Raw genomic sequence first — 17,516 nt, forward strand, 5'->3', positions numbered from 1 at the left:
TTTATTGTCCTGCTTCGTTAAACTTAACAATGTCCATGGGCACCACTTGATCACCTGTATTGTTACCCCAAGCATTACGTTGATAAGTAATAACTGCTGCAATATCCACTTCGCTTAGCTGTTTACCAAATGCTTGCATTGCTGTCCCCTGCACACCATTCACAACAACTGCTATATGTTTTTGAGGTTCACCCGTTGCAATCTCACTTCCTTTAATAGCAGGGAAAACGGGAGGCACACCTTCTCCATTAGGTTGGTGACACGCAGCACAGTTCTTGTTGTATATTTTTTCTCCCCGGCTATAGAGTTCTTCTTGTGTCCATACTTTATCTCGCAACTCTCGCTCTTTAGCCGCAGCCTCTTTTTTAGCTACTAGCCAGGTTTGATAGTCTTCCTCTGACTTTGCTTCAACCACTATCGGCATAAAACCATGGTCTTTACCACAAAGCTCAGCACACTGCCCACGATAAATGCCAGGCTCTTCAATCTTTGTCCAAGCTTCATTAATAAACCCTGGAATAGCATCTTTTTTAACGGCTAAGTCAGGTACCCACCAAGAATGAATCACATCATTCGCTGTAATCAGAAAGCGTATTTTTTTATTAACAGGCACAACCATAGGCTCATCAACTTCCAGTAAGTAATGATCACCTTTTGGTTCTTCATTAGCTATTTCTGCTTTAGGAGTGCTTAGATTGCTAAAAAACCCCACATCATCAGCAAGATATTTATAGTGCCACTTCCATTGATAGCCGGTTATTTGGATATCAATATCAGACTCTTTGGTGTCATATACTTTAATTAAGGTTTGGGTAGCTGGTACAGCCATCGATACCAGAATAAGAAATGGTATAGCAGTCCATATTACTTCTATTAAAGTATTTTCATGAAAAGCTGCGGGTTTGGCACCCAGTGACTTTCGGTGCATTAACATTGACCAAAACATCACACCAAAAACCACAATCCCTATGACAACACAGATCCAAAAAATCGTCATGTGAAGATCGTAAATGGAGCGGCTAACTTCAGTAACCCCTTGGGGTAAGTTATATCCCCACTCTCCATACACCGACCCACATGCCAGTAGCGTGCTGACAGCAGCTATTAGCTTAGGTTTATCTCCTAACAACATTCCTTATGCCCCTTGATTATATTTATGTGCTAGCAGGCTAATACTCGCTTTGAGAATTTATTACTGGTATCCAAACCTTTAATACTCAATATTTGTGTTGTTCGCACTATCCACTTTGGTTAGACAATTGACACTTTTAAAGTTAGAGACATTAAACTTTTTTATGTTTGGTTTTAGATGTACACAATCTTTACTAATATGCTGTTATTAACAACTCTGCCTTGAGAAGGCAAATACATCAATTAGTTATTATTGTGTTTTGCTCAAACCATTTGCAATCCAAGCTTGCTTACACCTTATGAATATCCTTCTATACTACTTTCATTGATACCCTTTGCACTGGGTATAATTCAATACTGCGTGTTAGGTATAAATTTTTGTTTGTTGTTAGTCACTTTCTTAACCCGACATTATTGGTCTTATTATTACATCGGATGGGCTATAAGGCTGTCATTGACAAGTGAATAAGATAGCTAACCAACTTAATACACTCATGACAAACCACTATTGCGTGCTTAACCATCACCTGGATCACACCATCATCTGGTGTATATATCCGTCGCAAATCATTTTTAGGTTTTGTTATCGTCGCTCATCACCCCAATCACCTATTTCAATAGGCTCATGGGGTTTCGTCACTTGATAGTCTCACCTAAAATACCTTTGCATTGGATATACCATAACGAATAAAAAACTATTTTCACGATGGCAACAATACTTGCTAAAAGTTAACTAAAATGTCGCTGACTTTTGTAAGAACTACTTATTTTCACAATTGCATAGCCTGTTAGCTTCAATTTCTATCATTTTTGCAATTGCTTATCATTTCCATAACTGCTTGTCACTGAACTTAAGTAAACACTTAGCCCACAATTCCATACAACTGCTTTATTATAACGAACCCCATTCTTACGGCAACTGGCGTTAACACAGAAAACGGATCGTAGAGCCACTCATTAAAAAATTATTGAGCTGAATCAAGGAGTTATGGAGAAAAATATTGCAAATAATATTTTATTATAAAAAAACAGTTTTATTAAAAATATGTTACTCTTCTTATATTGGTAAATAGCTTAAATTTATAAATCAACAATATAAGTCATTCATTGTATGAGTAATATTCATGTAAGTGTATGGGCCATTGCCTGGCCGATGATGTTAGCCAATATCACTACACCATTACTTGGGTTAGTCGATGCAGCTGTATTGGGCCACTTACCAGAAGCTTACTATTTAGGTGCAGTTGCTATTGGCTCTGCCATTTTTAGCTTCATTTTTTGGAGCTTTGGTTTCCTTAGAATGGGTACGACAGGTGTTGTAGCTCAAGCTTTTGGTGAAAGTAATTACACCGCGATTCATAGGTACTTTTGCCAATCAATCATTATCGCTTTAGTGGTTGGTACAGTCGTCATTGCTTGCCAGTCAATAATTTTATTACTTGGCGAGCTGTTTTTTGCCCCACCCGCTCAAGTGTTAGGCGAGTTAAACATTTACTATGAAATTAGAGTATGGTCTGCACCAGCCGTACTAATTAACTTTACGATGATAGGTTGGTTAATTGGTGTGCAGCGAACCAGGATTCCATTACTTCTAATGGTGATAGCACACTCAACAAATATCGTGTTAGACATTCTGTTAGTTATGGTTTTCAAACTAAATACTGCAGGCGTTGCTTTTGCCACGGTAACCGCTGACTATCTCACACTAATCATTGGCTTAATCTGTTGTAATAGTATATTGCGCAAACTAGGCCAACCGTTATTCGCCAGTATTAATTTACGGGGTATAAAACAGCTTATTCTGATTAATAAGGACTTATTTTTTCGCTCACTATGTCTACTGCTTTGCTTTGCATTTTTCACTGCTCAAGGGTCACGGCAAGGCGAACAAATCCTGGCCGCAAATGCATTGCTGATAAATTTTTTGCTCATTATTTCCAATGGCTTGGATGGCTTTGCTCATGCAGCTGAAGCGCTGGTTGGTAAGGCTATTGGTGAAAAAAACCTCGACTACTTACGCTTGGCGATTAAATCAACAGGTATTTGGTCTGTTGTTGGCAGTATCTGTTTTATGCTTTTGTTCTGGTTGTTTGGCAAACAGATCATTTTTTCATTAACTGATATTGAGTCTGTAAGAGAGCTAGCTCTTACCTATTTACCCTGGCTTATTTGGCTACCTTTAGTCACTGTTTGGAGTTATTGGTTAGACGGGGTATTTATTGGCACAGTTAGAACAGACTTAATGATGTATACCGTGTTAGGTAGTAGTCTGTTTATTTATTTACCGGTTTGGTGGTTTACTAGACAACTAGACAATACAGGGTTATGGCTTGCTTTCTTTTCTTTTTTAACTGCTCGCAGTTTACTCGCAATATTAGTCTTTTATTATATGAATAAGAAACAGGTTTGGATTAGGCCGTATTAACACTTTTCTATAGCTCGTTATGCATAGCACATCTTCCGTCTTACGTAGCAGTGTCATCGTGCACACCTCAACAGGCACTCGTGAGTAAAGCTCATAAAATTTTGCCGCTAAGGTCATATAGTCTACCATTAGACTAACACTTGTTTTATACTCGTGTAGGTAATAATGTACGGTAAGTGAATCCAAGGCATATCGCCTGACATCATTATTATCTATCATCATCTCTTATATTTTAGCCACCTTAGATGTGGTATAGCCTCATTAAAAGTTCAGGTAACCCAAAATAAAAAGTAGAGTCCAAGTACGACAGGGGGAGTGGATAGGGCATTATGGACGATTGTGACAATAGCCTCTTAAAAAATAAGAAAACCAGATTTTTACTTAATACCAGTAATAGAGAGGTATTTGGTTTTCGCTGAGTATAAAAAGAAAATCAAATAAAATACCAGGGGTTTAATTCCCTGTTACGTTTTTTCTAAATACGTGCTACTTATAGCATTTAATTCTAACAAACAATCTCTGCCATCAATTTGGCTTAATGTATATTGCGAAAAGCTATTAAAATTTAGTATTTATACACAACGTACAAGAGGTTTTATACTACTTTCAAAGCTCCTTTATAGCTTTTTTGTTAAAACCATTGTTTTTTATGCTAATTATTTATTTAGCCTTTTATGCAATTTGCAATCCGCTTCAACGTATTAATTATTAACAAACAGTTTAATTTTTAGACCTTAATGGAGTTAGGCTCTAATCGGTGATGCTTATGATAGTGAGTGGTATGAAACAAGCCATTACTGAAGCTAAGGAACAGAATTTTGTCAGTTCCGAGTGGATAGCTCAGCTAGCGGTGCATAGTAAACAGTTACATAGAACCATCAAATTACCCGAAGCTCAGGGAGATCAAGCCCTTTTTAACTTTGTGATTCAATATATTGAGGCAGTACCAAGCTTTATTGAACACACCTTAAATACAGCAGCCAAGTTGAACTTGCTTAAAGCTATTGAACCAGTTGTTAAACAAGCCACAGGTTTTTTTAAGCAGCCACCTAGGCAAGTGAGAGCTAAATATCATTTTGATAATTTAGGAGATTTATACCAGTTAATGGATCAGGCTTATTTAACTCATCGGTTATTAGAAGAGTTAAATGATGCATTTATGCTGCAAACAGGTATACCAATTTTGCCAATGGATATTACCAAAGCCAATTTAATTATCTATGGGATGCTTGGTGATACACATGGTTGCCAATTGGAGAACCTAGTACAAGAAACAGCCAGTCAATTTGATCTTTATCAGCTTGTTGATCACAGCCAAATTAATAAACAACAAGTCTCATTATCTGAGCAAAACTGGCCTTGCTTTAGTACCCAATTAGGGATTTGCTTACAGCTAAGAGAGCGTCATTTGCGTTTAGTATAATTAACAGTTTTATACTAATAACTTTTCGCATCCACTTTGCTGTAAGTATTTTGCAAACACTTAAAAACCCTGCATTAGCAGGGTTTTTTAATAAAGCGTCAAAATAGCTGAAAAAGTTAAGGTTTTTTCCGCGGTTGTTTTGATTTACGCTTTGGGTTTGGATAAAACTTAAGCGGCTGACTGGCTGGTTGAGAACTAGCATTTGCCTGATTAACTCGAGTTGGCAATTCAGCTGGCGAGCCAATTGCTGCCATACTATCCGTATAGCCACACTCAACACATTCTCTTACTTCATGGCCATTTTCTTGGAAAACGACTATTCGGTCCATTATTGCACAGCGGGGGCAGACTGCCCCGGCGATAAAGCGTTTACTAATACTCATATATACCCTTCGCGAATAACTTTTATGGTTTGTTGTCATCGCTCTTGACCACCATGGAAGGTGGAAATGCAGTTAATGCATGGAGCATTTAACTGTCACCCTAATCATTTATTAAAAATAAACTCATAGGACTCATCACTTGACGGCCGCCCCTAAAAGCCATTCACTTTGGCTATGCCTCATTGTGTAATCCCACTATGTTTTAATAATGGCTCAATGCTAGGTTTGTGGCCACGAAAATCCACAAACAACTTCATGGCATCTTCTGAACCACCTTTTTCCAAAATAGTGGTCAAAAATTGCTGCCCTGTGATTTGGTCAAAGATACCATGCTCCTCAAACTTTGAAAAAGCATCTGCTGATAATACTTCAGCCCATTTGTAGCTGTAATAACCCGCAGCATAACCACCTGCAAATATATGTGAAAAACTGTTTTGAAAGCGATTAAACTCTGGTGCAGGAACAACAGCTACTTGCTGTCTTACCTCATTTAATACTTTCTGCACGTCCATGCCTGGTTGGTGCTCTAGATGTAGCTTAAAGTCAAATAAAGCAAACTCAAGCTGTCGTACCATCATCATCCCTGACTGAAAGTTTTTTGCTGTCAGTAGTTTATCAAGCATTTCATCTGGCAATACCTCACCTGTTTGATAGTGACCAGAAATTAGCATTAGCGCTTCTTTTTCCCAGCACCAGTTTTCTAAAAATTGACTGGGTAGTTCCACTGCATCCCATGGCACCCCATTAATACCAGAAACATCCATATAATCCACTTGGGTAAGCATATGATGTAACCCATGGCCAAATTCGTGGAACAGAGTTGTTACTTCATCATGAGTTAATAACGCGGGCTTATCGCCTACTGGTGGTGTAAAGTTACACACTAAATAAGCAATAGGAGTCTGTACTTTATCGCCTATTTTGCGTCTTACTTGACACTCATCCATCCAAGCACCACTGCGCTTTTTACTTCTGGAATAAAGGTCTAGGAAAAACTTACCTACCACGTTATTATCACGAGTCACATTGAAGAACTTAACGTCTTTGTGCCAGCTATCTACGCCTTCAACTTCAACAATTTCAATGCCAAACAACTGGTGTACTACTTTGAACATTCCTGAGACCACTTTTTCAGCAGGAAAATAGGGTCTTAACTGTTCTTGAGAAATGTCATACCGAGAGTGCTTTAATTTTTCAGCATAATAAGCCACATCCCAAGCTTCAAGTTGTTCAATGCCATCCAGTTGTTTGGCAAACTCTGTTAACTCTGCAAATTCTTGCTTAGCAACAGGGTAGGTTTTTTCAGCCAGCTGATTTAAAAAGCCCATTACCTCTTCTGGTGACTCAGCCATTTTGGTTGCCAGTGATAGCTCTGCATAATTATTAAAGCCTAATAGCTGAGCTAGCTCATGACGTAATGTTAAAATGTCGTCTATTAATGAACTGTTATCCCACTTACCTGCATTTGGTCCTTGACCAGAGGCTTTTGTGCAAAAAGCAGTGTACATTTCCTGCCGCAATTGCCGATTTTCACAATACGTCATCACGGGTAAATAGCTAGGGAATTCCAGGGTTAGCAAATAACCCGTTAACTCTTTTGCTTGAGCTGCTGCTTGTGCAACCTCTAATGCAGACTCTGGCAGCCCAGCCAATTCACTTTTATCAGTTATGTGTTTTTCCCAGTGATGTGTAGCATCTAAGACATTGTCTGAGAATTTACTGGTTTTTTCAGATAACTGCTTTTTCAACTCACCATAACGCTGCTTAGCTTCTCCTTCCAAAGCAATGCCAGATAACCGGAAATCTCTTAATGCATTTGTGATCACTTTCTGCTGAGCAACGTCTAATGTTTTAAATTCTTCAGAGTCAGCCAATGCCTGATAAGTTTTAAACAGCCCTTGGTGCTGACCAATCCAGGTACCGTATTCAGCTAACTTGGGAAGACAGTTATTGTAGGCTTCTCTTAGCTCTGGACTATTAACTACTGAGTTCATATGGCTTACAGGAGACCACGCTTTATTCAAGCGATCACTAATATTTTCCAGAGACGTATTCACACTCTCCCAACTTACAGCTGAACCCTGTTTAACAAGGGCATCAATCGCTTGCTTATTTTCAACGATTAATTGATCAACGGCAGACTCTACATGCTCCGGTTTAATGGTGCTAAAGGGAGGCAGTTCATGGCTTTTTAACAGAGGGTTAGTCATGGTGTTCCTTATCAGTCTAAGATAGCTACTATTTAAAGATTACAATCATTTAAGAATACAATGGGTTTGATTGGCTCATTATTCAATAAGCAGTGGCGGGAGTCGTGAATGCTGTGACTTTTACGCCCCCTTGAAGGATAAAAAGATATGTCTACCACAATACGCGAGTTTCAAGGTCATCGTCCCGAAATAGCCGATAGAGTATGGATCGATCCAACTGCCACTATTATAGGTAAGGTCACCATTGGAGAAGACTGCTCCATATGGCCTCAGGCAGTAGTTCGTGGTGACATGCACTCTATTTCAATTGGCGCCAGAACCAGTATTCAGGATGGTTCTATATTGCACATTACCCATGCAAGCTCATACAACCCAGACGGTTACCCTTTAATTATTGGTGATGATGTTACTGTTGGACACTTAGCAATGCTCCATGGTTGCACCATTGGCAATGAAGTATTAGTAGGCATGAAAGCAACTGTAATGGATGGTGCAGTAGTTGAGTCACAAGTCGTTATTGGTGCTGGCAGCTTGGTACCACCAGGCAAAACATTAGAAAGTGGTTATTTATATGTAGGCAGCCCAGCCAAACAAGTAAGAGCCCTTACTGAACAAGAGCTGTCTTATTTTAAATACAGCGCTGAAAACTATGTGAAACTGAAGAATCAATATCTAGTGGACCAAGCGCAGAGTTAAATAAACTCTCGTTTACTTCATAGCTCCCTCTTAGGCTGTCGCAAAAAGCTAGCAGATATGGGGTGACAGGGTGTTTTGTAGCTGCGACAAGGAAGTCGCTTTAGCTCTTGATGGGCCAAGGATGGTACTTCAAGAGCGGCGGAAGAATATCCTGTTATTCCATGTCGGACACTAAGTTTAATTTCTACACCCTTATTTGCAACACCCTCAAAAATGATAGTGCCAATCACATAATGTACTAAAATCCATCGTCATTCCCCCACAAACAATTGCCACCACCTTATCATAGGGTTCCAGCACTTCATCAACACAATAAATAGGGGATAGGGTGGCACCACAAGCTGGCTCAACTATCACTTGCTGATGATTAGCAAATGCCAAACAAGCTGCTACTGCCTGCTGATCAGATACTGTAATAGAGTGAACGGTATGTTCATTTGCAGCACTCACTGCTTGCTTTGCCACCTGTCTTGCACCCAGGCTAGTAGCAACCGTACTGATTTTATCTATCATAATAGGTTCACCTGCTTTCATTGCGGCATTAAATGAAGCAGCCCCTTCTGTTTCAACCGCTATAACTGGCACATCCTCCCAGCCCTCTATCATCAAGCCTTTAATTACACCACTAAGCAACCCACCACCACCGACCGAAAGCACAATGGCATCTGGCTTTTCAATCTGCTGTTTTAACTCAGTAACTATTGAGGCGTGACCTTGCCATATCAAAGGGTCATCAAAAGGATGGATCAAGGCAGTATCAGGCTCTTCCGTCAGTTGCAAAGCGTGTTGATTGGCTTCATCCCACACTTTGCCAACCACAACAAGTTCGGCCAGTTGTTCTTCAATTAGCTCGCGTGCATGTTCAGTTGTCGTTTCAGGTACGACAATTGTTGCAGGAATCTTCAATTGACGAGCAGCATAAGCAACAGCATAACCAGCATTCCCACCCGAAGCACAAATAAAGTGTTTAACACCTTGTGATGCATAATGCTGGCAAGTTAAGCCAATACCTCTAATTTTAAAAGACGCTGTTGGTTGCCAGCATTCCATTTTCAGCAAAATTTGTTTTTGCGCCTGCTGGCTCAAACGCTGATGATGAATAACAGGGGTTTGCCAATGGAGAGGGGAGAAATGCTGTTCAGTCATAAAAACTCCTTGTGCTTGAAACGAATATAGCACGAAATGGAGTGTTTATAGTACCTAGCTCGAAATTTACCTTAAAGGTGAATTGCAGCAAATAATAAGTTTCATCAGTCACAAGAACAAATAATAAACATAGTTACCCTAAACTAACAGTGATTGTGCCACTATTGACTTATACCCTTCCCGAATGATTTTTAGGTTTTGTTATCGTCGCTCCTAATCACCAAGGATGGTGTGAATGCAGTTAATGCATGGAGCATTTAACTGTCACCCCAATCACCTATTATCTATAGGCTCATGGGGCTTCGTTACTCGATGGCCTCACCCCTGTGCCCTAGGAGGCTGTCGCAAAACTACTGCGCTTGCAAATGCTGCGTTAAAAATCGACTCAAAATGCTCATTTATTAAGTATAAACTCCGCTTTTTCGCCGATTTTTGCCTAGTCTTTGCTTCGCTCATAACCTTTTGCGACACCCTCCTAGGGGTATAAAAACCCTTCGCTTTGGGTATATAATGTGTACGTTACCCCATCCTTTGAAGTACTGCTTTTGATTAACGACTCCATTTATCAGGTGGTAGTTGATTACCATAACTGTCAATGAACAGACTTCCATCGGTAGATTGTGCTCCTACTGGTTTTGCCTCTAGCTTTACACACTCATTAATATCATTGGACATTGGCGGAGTAACATCACACCTCATTGCTGAAACTAGATAAAACTGTTCATGGCTTTCTACTGTATCAGCGTTGTAATCCAAATCCATCAGCTTAGTTGTATATTTTATATTCTCTGTAAAATACCTCTCCTGAGCTTGCATGACTTCAAGTAAAATCGCTTTGCCATCAGCACGCCTGGTTCTCTGCATATGCTCTTGATAACTTGGTACGGCAACAGTTGCTAGCAATGACAAAATAACCACCACTATTAATACTTCAATCAATGTATAGCCTGAGCTATTACTAAACTGAATTTCCATATTCATGCCCTGTTATTCCATATCAGGTATCAACAAACACTTTAATACAATTATTCTTCCCGCCAGAAAGTTTTATACAAAGTATCTCGTTCTTCTAAAGCATCTGTATTAATTTCAGTACCCACTGCAACAACTGGGTCACCTTCCCTTTGAATAACACCTGGCGTGCCAGGTATACCACCATTTTTTAATATAAAGTGACGTTTTTTCTTATTCGGTTCGTTGCTATTACCTGAAGGCACTACCGCTGTCGCATCTTGTAAATTAACAGCATAAAGTAAACCAGTGCCAGCAGAGGGTTTACAAGGATCGCTGCTTTGTTTTGCAGTAGTGGGTTGATGAGTCGTAAACAATAAGACACCTGCATAAGTAGTCGATTCGCCTAGTACTTTTTCACCTTCATGCTCTAGCCTGATAAACCATCCTTTTGCAGCATTTAGTTCAGCCCGAGCTTGTTGTTTTGCATTATCATCTATTCCATCTTGGATAAGATTTTCAGTAGCATCATATAAGTCACCTTCGGTTACAGTAACTAAGCTGCCACTAATAATTGGTCCAAATGGTCGATAGTCCTTAACCATGTAAAAACGATCAGCATTAGTTTTATCAAGCGGATGAGCTCTAAAGCCAGAACCAACTGATAACGCAATATAACTATTATTTGATCCACGCTTTTGTACTAATGAAGGGTCAGCTGCAGAGTAAAAACGGCGTATGCTAGTGCCTGTAGGTTCACCAAGCTTAGCTAATAGATGCCCTTTGGCAAAGTTATTACTACCACTATTTTTTTGATTAATATCAAACCGCCACACTTGGCCACTGATATCTACTGCATAAAAATAATCAACTGCTCCGTTAGAATTAATATCAACCAGCGATAAATTCGCAGGGAAGCTGTATTTCATCTCTGTTAATTTTTCATTAGCACTAGCTTGTGCTGATGCTTCCCAGAGCTTTTCACCCGTTTCAGGATCAACCACATAAATGGCTCGACCAATTTGATCAGGAGCCATAGTCGTTTTTTCATCTTGGCTTGGGTCGTAGCCTGCAGTAAAAAATAATACTGTCTTTAGTTCATCCGCTCCTTTCCATTTTATTTTCGCGATAGTTGGTTTAGACCAAGTTTGCCCTAACTCTCTAAAGTCACCTGTTTCATCAGCCTTACCATCCTTATCTAAATCTCCTTTGATAACCCACTCAAGAATAGGTGACTGACGATTAGTGACGTTTAGCGCATAAATATTATTACCACCCCGGCGCATAGTTAAATACAAATATAAATGCTCACCAGTATCAGCCGAACCATTATTGCTTATCAACAAATCTTTATCATTATTTTTATCTAAATGCCATACCTCAATAGGGCCATCTAAACCATATAATTTTTTCTGGTTATCTTTGGCCTCATTACGACGATAAGCCGTAATATTAGGTAATAACTCCTGAGGAATAAAACTGAACTCTTCTTTGCCTGTTGCTGCATCTATAGCATGTAAAAAACCTTCATTGGTAGTAAAAAATACTGTGGTATCTTTTGTTTGACTATTAGCATTACTATAATAATTGATTACTTTCGGCGTGGTATGCAAAGGATCGCCTATCCGTTGGTTAATATCATCTTTTTTACCATCTTGATCTAAATCATAAATATCAACCCCTCTTCCCCATTGAATGCTGCTTTTTCTACTATCAGAATCAGTTTCTCCCATTAGTTCAAGTGTCAAACTATTATTATTTTCATGAAACTCATTAGCAGACGTAGTGAGTAACACATTTTTAGGTGGATTAGAGTCCGTATAGGTGTATATATTGCGATTTAACCCTAGCTGACTAATCATGCCTCCTTTAAGTATATCAGCACCGTCTTTTTCCGTGCTCCAATAGCTTTGGCTATCTTTGCTAAACCCACCATTATTAAGTGCTTTCTTTCCATTTACATCAACTACATCATTGTTATCATTCAATTTAAAGCGTTTTAAATTACCACTCCAGCGAGGGCCTTTATCTGGTCTGAATAATGTGTAATAGATTTCATCACTATTTTGTAAGCGATTAAAAGAGTCAATGGTAACGGCAGGGGTAACAAAGGTTGTGTTTATATCTAATACTCGGCTAATAATATCATCTAGTGCTTTTTGTAAACCCTCTACATTATCAGCAGAGTAATACTTTCCACCACCATGACGAGCAGTGCTTTTTAATAGCTCAACAGCATCTCCTCCCAAACCAAAACCTCCTATAGTGTATGTAGAAACCGTTTGCTTACCATCAATTTGGTCTGCCATATCGGTGTTTTTCATATACCAGGCGAGTTCATCCATACATCTCCCACTCGCATCATTCCCTTTAGGAAGCTCATTGCTGTTATAGCCACAATTTTTATATAAGCCATTAGGTAAACTTCTACTGGAAATAAGGCTTCTAGTCTTAGCATTAGAAGATGTATCTTTCGTTGGTTTACCATCTGTGAACACAATTAAATTATTATACTGGCATTGATGCTTAATAGGGGATATATATTGATTGCCACTTTTTGAATTGGGTGTACTTTTATCAGGTATACTATTATTACCATAGACTAGAGAACTTCCTGAAAAGTACTGTAACATTTCATGCATTGACTCACTTAAAGGTGTCCAACCAGCTGGTTTATACTTGTTAACCTTTTCCTGAAAGGCTAATTTTGCTTTACTAACTTCTTCTGCTGCCAAATTAATAAAGCCGCCTTCACTTCCTTTTAAATACCCCTTCTCTTTGGCATCAAATCTAGCTAAGCTAATATTAATTCCACTAGTAATTTCAACTAAATTAGCTGCAACATCCTGAATCACTTCCAAACGAGTTAATGTGTAGTCTCTTTTTTTTGAATTATACTGTGGCCGATGTGGGTTAGTTCCATTATCGATCTTAAATTTTTTCTTATAATCTGCGTAAGGTGGCACTATAGTAGGATCACGCATACTTCCAGATGTATCTAATAGTAACAACACATTAGACCTAATCTTATTATTATCATTTTTGTTGAAAAATATTTCTGTATCATCGGCCACAGATAGACTAGTAGTCACTAAGCTTACACTAAGAGCTAGGTAATGTAGTTTAAAGTTAGTCGATTTCATTAGCCTCTCCTGGCCTTAGTTATTTTATCCTTTAGCTTTTAAAACTATTAGTTTTTACACCTTTTTAAAATAGTTTATGAATTAAGTACTATGATTTTGGTGCTGCTAGCATTAACCCTACTGTTTGAGTAGATAATGCACCTATATTTTTTATCTTCGCTCTAGTTTGTAGCTTATAGCGATAACCAGCATAATCTTTACTTAAACTAAACTGGGGAGGTGGCGCCCCCATTGATAAATATTCTAACTCACTGTCACGTTCCACCTTTTCTATCGACAGCTTATCTACGAGCTTTTGCTTTTTATTATTAGCTGATAATGCCTCAACAAAAGGCTCATTATTTTGCTTTAAGTTTGTTACATGCTGCTGAAGTACACTATAGGCAGTATGATATATAACTATATCATACTGAGAGTTACTAGCCATACGCTCTTCAACATTTGCTGATTTTACAGCACTGATACTAATCACCATAAATAATAACAACATAATAAGTGATATAACCAAAGTAGCTCCTTGTTGTGATTTAATAGAATTTTTCATTGCTGATAGTCCTTTATTGCTAGTTAAATACTTCCAATCATATCCAAACTGGCGTTATTAATAGTAAAGGTTGTGCTGTATATATACCGTACTTTATTATCTTTAAATATGAGTTCCCCGCTATCTAGTATGGAATAACTTCGTTCTTTAACTCCTGCAAAGCCATTGTCTTCGCCAGAGTTAACTAGCATACCAATTTTTACAGCTCTAACCTTCAACCAGTCGTTTACTCTATTAGCATTAATATATTGGGTTACATATCCATCATCTCCTGCAATTCCATAAAGTATTTGAAATGCATCTATTCCAGCAATAAGTGGTGCAGGATCAGACAGCCATGTTTTGGTATCAGGATCAAAACCTCGGCAATGTAGTGTTGATATATTATCTAGTTCTTCCAGGTAATATACATTTACTACAACTTTATCACTAGCTACCTTATGCCCTGTACAATCAGTCTCATTTATTGCTTCCAACTGAACAGCAATACGATCATTTTGATTAAGTCCACCGTCATTTGTACAAAACTTGTCTGTTGCTTTACACCCATTCGTTTCATCTGCATAGAAATAATTTAATAGCTCACCTTTATCTGGATTACGGTAACCTGCCATATGAATATCTCGGGAAAGCAGTGCTAACGAAAATCGTCCATTTTCTTGAATACGTGCCAGTTGATCATTATGCTTAAAAGTTAAGCTAATTGACTGAAAAATTTGTAAAACTGCAGCAGTTAAGATTAAACCAAGCAAGACTGCAACCATTAATTCAATAAGTGAAAGTCCTTGCTGATTAGATTTTAATGGCTTATATAAAGCGCCTATTTTATTATTCATAAATTAACCACTATCATTACTTTGCCAGTGAGGTTTTTATAGTTCTTATTTTGAGAAGATATTTTTTTATTAAATGAAGTATTCCAGCTAACTTCTACATGGTAAAGTCCACTTGGACAATTTGTTGTTTTTGTTCCATTGTCGCATGTGATTTCTGCCGTTAAACTTGCCAGTGTATCACTTAAATTGGACCTTGTGTTATTATCATAACCACACATTAACTCCCAGGCATCAAAGTAAGCAAGCTCCTCTGAATTACAATTTGATCCTGACGTTTTTCCTGAGTTATCGCTATAATCACTACACATTTTGCTGGGTTTGGTTTGTTTTTTACAGCCATTATTATATTGGTTAATTGCTTCTATATAATACCCTTTCTCAAGCCCTATAGAGTTTACTCTAATCCGCTCAACTACTTCTTGAGCCAGCCACATTGCTTGTGATCTTTGCGATGAATCAAATGTGCTATTCATAGCCTTAGACTGTAACATTACCTGCCCCAACAAGCCTATAGCCAGTACAAAAATAGATATTAATATTTCTATAAATGTAGCACCTTGTTGATATCGTTTTTGATGGTGTAAGCTTTTCATAATCGAGCCATCCTATTATTTTTTATAAAGTCTACACCGGACATTTTCCAATTGTTTTTACTGAAGGACGTCCCATTAAACTAACCATCACTTCTCTGTTTTTATCATTTTCATTGATACCACAAACATAGAAAGAAATCTGACGCTGTGCTCCAGCTAACATGCCATTATGTCTAAAGCTAATATAATTATTCTGCTGTGAATTTGAGGCAATATAAATACCTTGTTTTACATCTACTATTTTTTTAATTAATTTATCTTCACTTGGGTTAAAATCAGTATTACCATTTTTTTCTACATCTGTGTATATTTGCCACCCCTCTTCCCAACGACTCTGTTTAGCTCCTGCTACACCAATGGTAATAGTTTGGTTGCGTTTTATTGCTTCACTTTTAGCAAGATAAAGGCTTGCAATTAGATTATTTGTTTCAGCTCTTAATTTATAAGAGCGAATAAGGCTATCAAAGCTTGGAACGACAAAATTAACCGTAATAGAAAGCACTGTAAGCGTGATAAGTAGCTCTACTAGAGTAAAGCCAGAAATTTCCTTTTTCATAGCACAATTCCATGTGTTGTCATGCCTATAATTAAGGTTAGTCTTAATTACTTGAAAGAAAATTACTGACTATTACATTATGTGAAGTGAGTTCAGTTATTTGATAGAATTGAATGCAACATCCATATACCCAATTTGAAGTCTTGCCCGACTATTTCATCAGATATTAAAGATTAGGGAATTCTGGCTAGGTTAAATTCGCTGTATTAACCATATAGCTCCCACCAAACTCGTTAATAATGATGAGATACCACCTATCTTCAAACCATATTTCCATTTAAACATTGCATATATTGGAATTAATAATAAAACGATTATAGCTATTTGCCCCAGCTCTACACCAAGATTAAACATTAATAACCTTCCCCATATGTCTTCGCCACCGCTTAACTCTTGCAACAAATAACTAAAACCTATGCCGTGTATCAAGCCAAAACAGAATATAACCCACCAGCGATTGCGATAACGTTGTTTAAATGTTAGATCGTCTTTCGGTTGTTGGTATAAATAATAAAGATTTTCTATACCGAGTATTACAACTGTTAGTGCAATTAATGGCTCTGTAATCGAGGGAGGAATTGAAAACACACCTAATACTGACAGTGCTAAAGTAATCGAGTGTGCCAGGGTAAATGAAGTGACCCACAGTAATAGTTGTTTGAATGCACAAGGAATCAGTAACAAACCGATAATAAATAATACATGATCAAAACCTTGCCAGATATGTGTCATACCCAACCAAATAAAAGAAGGATCAATACTACTGTAGTTTTGTCCATGAATAGTTTTTTTAACAGTACCAGCCTCAGTTATCTGTTGAGCAGATGCTTCCTTTATACTGAAAGGATCTCCCCAACCCTCTACCTGTAACTGACTGTGAGGGTCAGTGTTAAAGAATGTAGTCGTTAATGGCCTACCCCATTCATTCAGCAATTGTTTTACTGGAAGAGACAATGTTTTTTTATCAAAAGTAAACCGCATTCGCATACGGTTATTCGCCATAAAAATTCGAGCATAGTTCTGATGACCACGCCACTGCTCAGCAAACAAGTTATAACGAATGGACATCTCATTCATACCCTGGGGGCATTCATAACTTAGTACATACTGATAAGCAGCAATTTTTGGTAATGCCTTCGCCATGCTACTGCGCAAAAAGCAGGAACGTTTATTCGTAAAAATTCCCCAACCATTGATTATAGCGGGCATATAGCTTGATGGTGGAGCAACTGCTTTATTATTACTAGAATCAAGCTCCAAAAGATTATCACTCGGCAGGGTATAAATAATTTTTACCCCAGGTTTAGCAATTTGAATAGAGGTATCGGTAAATCCACTTAAATGAGCTGAAGCCATCAAGGAAACAGCCCAAAGCAAACTAAAAATTATTATATTTCTAATCATTCTTATTTCTACTAAGAGTAAACTGAATTAGGGTAAACTGAGCTGTTGTATATTTATCTCTGGTATCTCAGGGTT

General features: G+C 38.0%; 14 protein-coding genes. 3 read left to right on the plus strand and 11 right to left on the minus strand.

The genetic code is table 11. The features are described from left to right. Position 1 precedes the first annotated feature (1 nt). Positions 2-1,132 (minus strand): cytochrome c oxidase subunit II, encoded by a 1,131-nt coding sequence (coxB, locus tag OQE68_RS10820; protein WP_180566571.1) that lies wholly within the window; start codon positions 1,130-1,132, stop codon positions 2-4. 1,110 nt (positions 1,133-2,242) lie between these two features. Here coxB and OQE68_RS10825 point away from each other — a divergent pair. Further along, a complete protein-coding gene (locus OQE68_RS10825; protein WP_180566572.1) occupies positions 2,243-3,556 on the plus strand; it encodes an MATE family efflux transporter in 1,314 nt (437 codons plus the stop codon). Between the two features lie 781 nt (positions 3,557-4,337). Continuing rightward, the gene (locus OQE68_RS10830) at positions 4,338-4,979 is read left to right on the plus strand and encodes a hypothetical protein (protein WP_180566573.1); all 642 of its coding nucleotides are present in this window, start codon (positions 4,338-4,340) and stop codon (positions 4,977-4,979) included. Between the two features lie 116 nt (positions 4,980-5,095). Here the strand turns inward: OQE68_RS10830 and OQE68_RS10835 are convergent, their stop codons facing one another. Both OQE68_RS10835 and prlC read right to left on the minus strand, forming a co-directional pair. Next, positions 5,096-5,362 carry a YheV family putative zinc ribbon protein gene (locus tag OQE68_RS10835; protein ID WP_180566574.1) on the minus strand — a complete coding sequence of 89 codons (267 nt, stop codon included), beginning with the start codon at positions 5,360-5,362 and terminating at the stop codon, positions 5,096-5,098. A gap of 179 nt (positions 5,363-5,541) precedes the next feature. Next, a complete protein-coding gene (gene prlC / locus OQE68_RS10840) occupies positions 5,542-7,572 on the minus strand; it encodes an oligopeptidase A (RefSeq protein WP_180566575.1) in 2,031 nt (676 codons plus the stop codon). A 147-nt stretch (positions 7,573-7,719) separates the two neighbouring features. On the opposite strand from prlC, the gene OQE68_RS10845 reads away from it, so the two are divergent. Then, positions 7,720-8,268, plus strand: a complete 549-nt coding sequence (locus OQE68_RS10845; protein ID WP_180566576.1) for a gamma carbonic anhydrase family protein — start codon at positions 7,720-7,722, stop codon at positions 8,266-8,268. Positions 8,269-8,475: 207 nt separating this feature from the next. Here the strand turns inward: OQE68_RS10845 and OQE68_RS10850 are convergent, their stop codons facing one another. The 8 genes from OQE68_RS10850 to OQE68_RS10885 form a co-directional block, all read right to left on the minus strand. After that, the gene (locus OQE68_RS10850) at positions 8,476-9,414 is read right to left on the minus strand and encodes a pyridoxal-phosphate dependent enzyme (RefSeq protein ID WP_180566577.1); all 939 of its coding nucleotides are present in this window, start codon (positions 9,412-9,414) and stop codon (positions 8,476-8,478) included. A 549-nt stretch (positions 9,415-9,963) separates the two neighbouring features. Next, positions 9,964-10,395 (minus strand): type IV pilin protein, encoded by a 432-nt coding sequence (locus OQE68_RS10855; protein ID WP_180566685.1) that lies wholly within the window; start codon positions 10,393-10,395, stop codon positions 9,964-9,966. 44 nt (positions 10,396-10,439) lie between these two features. Continuing rightward, a complete protein-coding gene (locus OQE68_RS10860) occupies positions 10,440-13,508 on the minus strand; it encodes a pilus assembly protein (RefSeq protein WP_180566578.1) in 3,069 nt (1,022 codons plus the stop codon). 88 nt (positions 13,509-13,596) lie between these two features. After that, positions 13,597-14,052, minus strand: coding sequence for a pilus assembly PilX family protein (locus tag OQE68_RS10865; protein WP_180566579.1), 456 nt, complete (start codon positions 14,050-14,052; stop codon positions 13,597-13,599). A gap of 23 nt (positions 14,053-14,075) precedes the next feature. After that, positions 14,076-14,888 (minus strand): PilW family protein, encoded by an 813-nt coding sequence (locus OQE68_RS10870; protein WP_180566686.1) that lies wholly within the window; start codon positions 14,886-14,888, stop codon positions 14,076-14,078. Beyond that, positions 14,885-15,481 carry a type IV pilus modification protein PilV gene (gene pilV, locus OQE68_RS10875; RefSeq protein ID WP_180566580.1) on the minus strand — a complete coding sequence of 199 codons (597 nt, stop codon included), beginning with the start codon at positions 15,479-15,481 and terminating at the stop codon, positions 14,885-14,887. Before pilV ends, OQE68_RS10870 begins: the two co-directional genes overlap by 4 nt. A 31-nt stretch (positions 15,482-15,512) precedes the next feature. Continuing rightward, positions 15,513-16,037 (minus strand): GspH/FimT family pseudopilin, encoded by a 525-nt coding sequence (locus tag OQE68_RS10880; protein WP_180566687.1) that lies wholly within the window; start codon positions 16,035-16,037, stop codon positions 15,513-15,515. A 192-nt stretch (positions 16,038-16,229) separates the two neighbouring features. After that, the gene (locus tag OQE68_RS10885) at positions 16,230-17,441 is read right to left on the minus strand and encodes a HupE/UreJ family protein (RefSeq protein WP_180566581.1); all 1,212 of its coding nucleotides are present in this window, start codon (positions 17,439-17,441) and stop codon (positions 16,230-16,232) included. Between the last annotated feature and the right edge of the window lie 75 nt (positions 17,442-17,516).

This window comes from Spartinivicinus marinus (assembly GCF_026309355.1).
In the GTDB taxonomy this organism is placed as follows: Bacteria; Pseudomonadota; Gammaproteobacteria; order Pseudomonadales; family Zooshikellaceae; genus Spartinivicinus; species Spartinivicinus marinus.

Excerpts from the sequence above, each read along its gene's own strand:
- coxB (WP_180566571.1), bottom strand. The coding sequence starts at position 1,132 with ATGTTGTTAGGAGATAAACCTAAGCTAATAGCTGCTGTCAGCACGCTA.
- OQE68_RS10825 (WP_180566572.1), top strand. The coding sequence starts at position 2,243 with ATGAGTAATATTCATGTAAGTGTATGGGCCATTGCCTGGCCGATGATG.
- OQE68_RS10830 (WP_180566573.1), top strand. The coding sequence starts at position 4,338 with ATGAAACAAGCCATTACTGAAGCTAAGGAACAGAATTTTGTCAGTTCC.
- OQE68_RS10835 (WP_180566574.1), bottom strand. The coding sequence starts at position 5,362 with ATGAGTATTAGTAAACGCTTTATCGCCGGGGCAGTCTGCCCCCGCTGT.
- prlC (WP_180566575.1), bottom strand. The coding sequence starts at position 7,572 with ATGACTAACCCTCTGTTAAAAAGCCATGAACTGCCTCCCTTTAGCACC.
- OQE68_RS10845 (WP_180566576.1), top strand. The coding sequence starts at position 7,720 with ATGTCTACCACAATACGCGAGTTTCAAGGTCATCGTCCCGAAATAGCC.
- OQE68_RS10850 (WP_180566577.1), bottom strand. The coding sequence starts at position 9,414 with ATGACTGAACAGCATTTCTCCCCTCTCCATTGGCAAACCCCTGTTATT.
- OQE68_RS10855 (WP_180566685.1), bottom strand. The coding sequence starts at position 10,395 with ATGAATATGGAAATTCAGTTTAGTAATAGCTCAGGCTATACATTGATT.
- OQE68_RS10860 (WP_180566578.1), bottom strand. The coding sequence starts at position 13,508 with ATGAAATCGACTAACTTTAAACTACATTACCTAGCTCTTAGTGTAAGC.
- OQE68_RS10865 (WP_180566579.1), bottom strand. The coding sequence starts at position 14,052 with ATGAAAAATTCTATTAAATCACAACAAGGAGCTACTTTGGTTATATCA.
- OQE68_RS10870 (WP_180566686.1), bottom strand. The coding sequence starts at position 14,888 with ATGAATAATAAAATAGGCGCTTTATATAAGCCATTAAAATCTAATCAG.
- pilV (WP_180566580.1), bottom strand. The coding sequence starts at position 15,481 with ATGAAAAGCTTACACCATCAAAAACGATATCAACAAGGTGCTACATTT.
- OQE68_RS10880 (WP_180566687.1), bottom strand. The coding sequence starts at position 16,037 with ATGAAAAAGGAAATTTCTGGCTTTACTCTAGTAGAGCTACTTATCACG.
- OQE68_RS10885 (WP_180566581.1), bottom strand. The coding sequence starts at position 17,441 with ATGATTAGAAATATAATAATTTTTAGTTTGCTTTGGGCTGTTTCCTTG.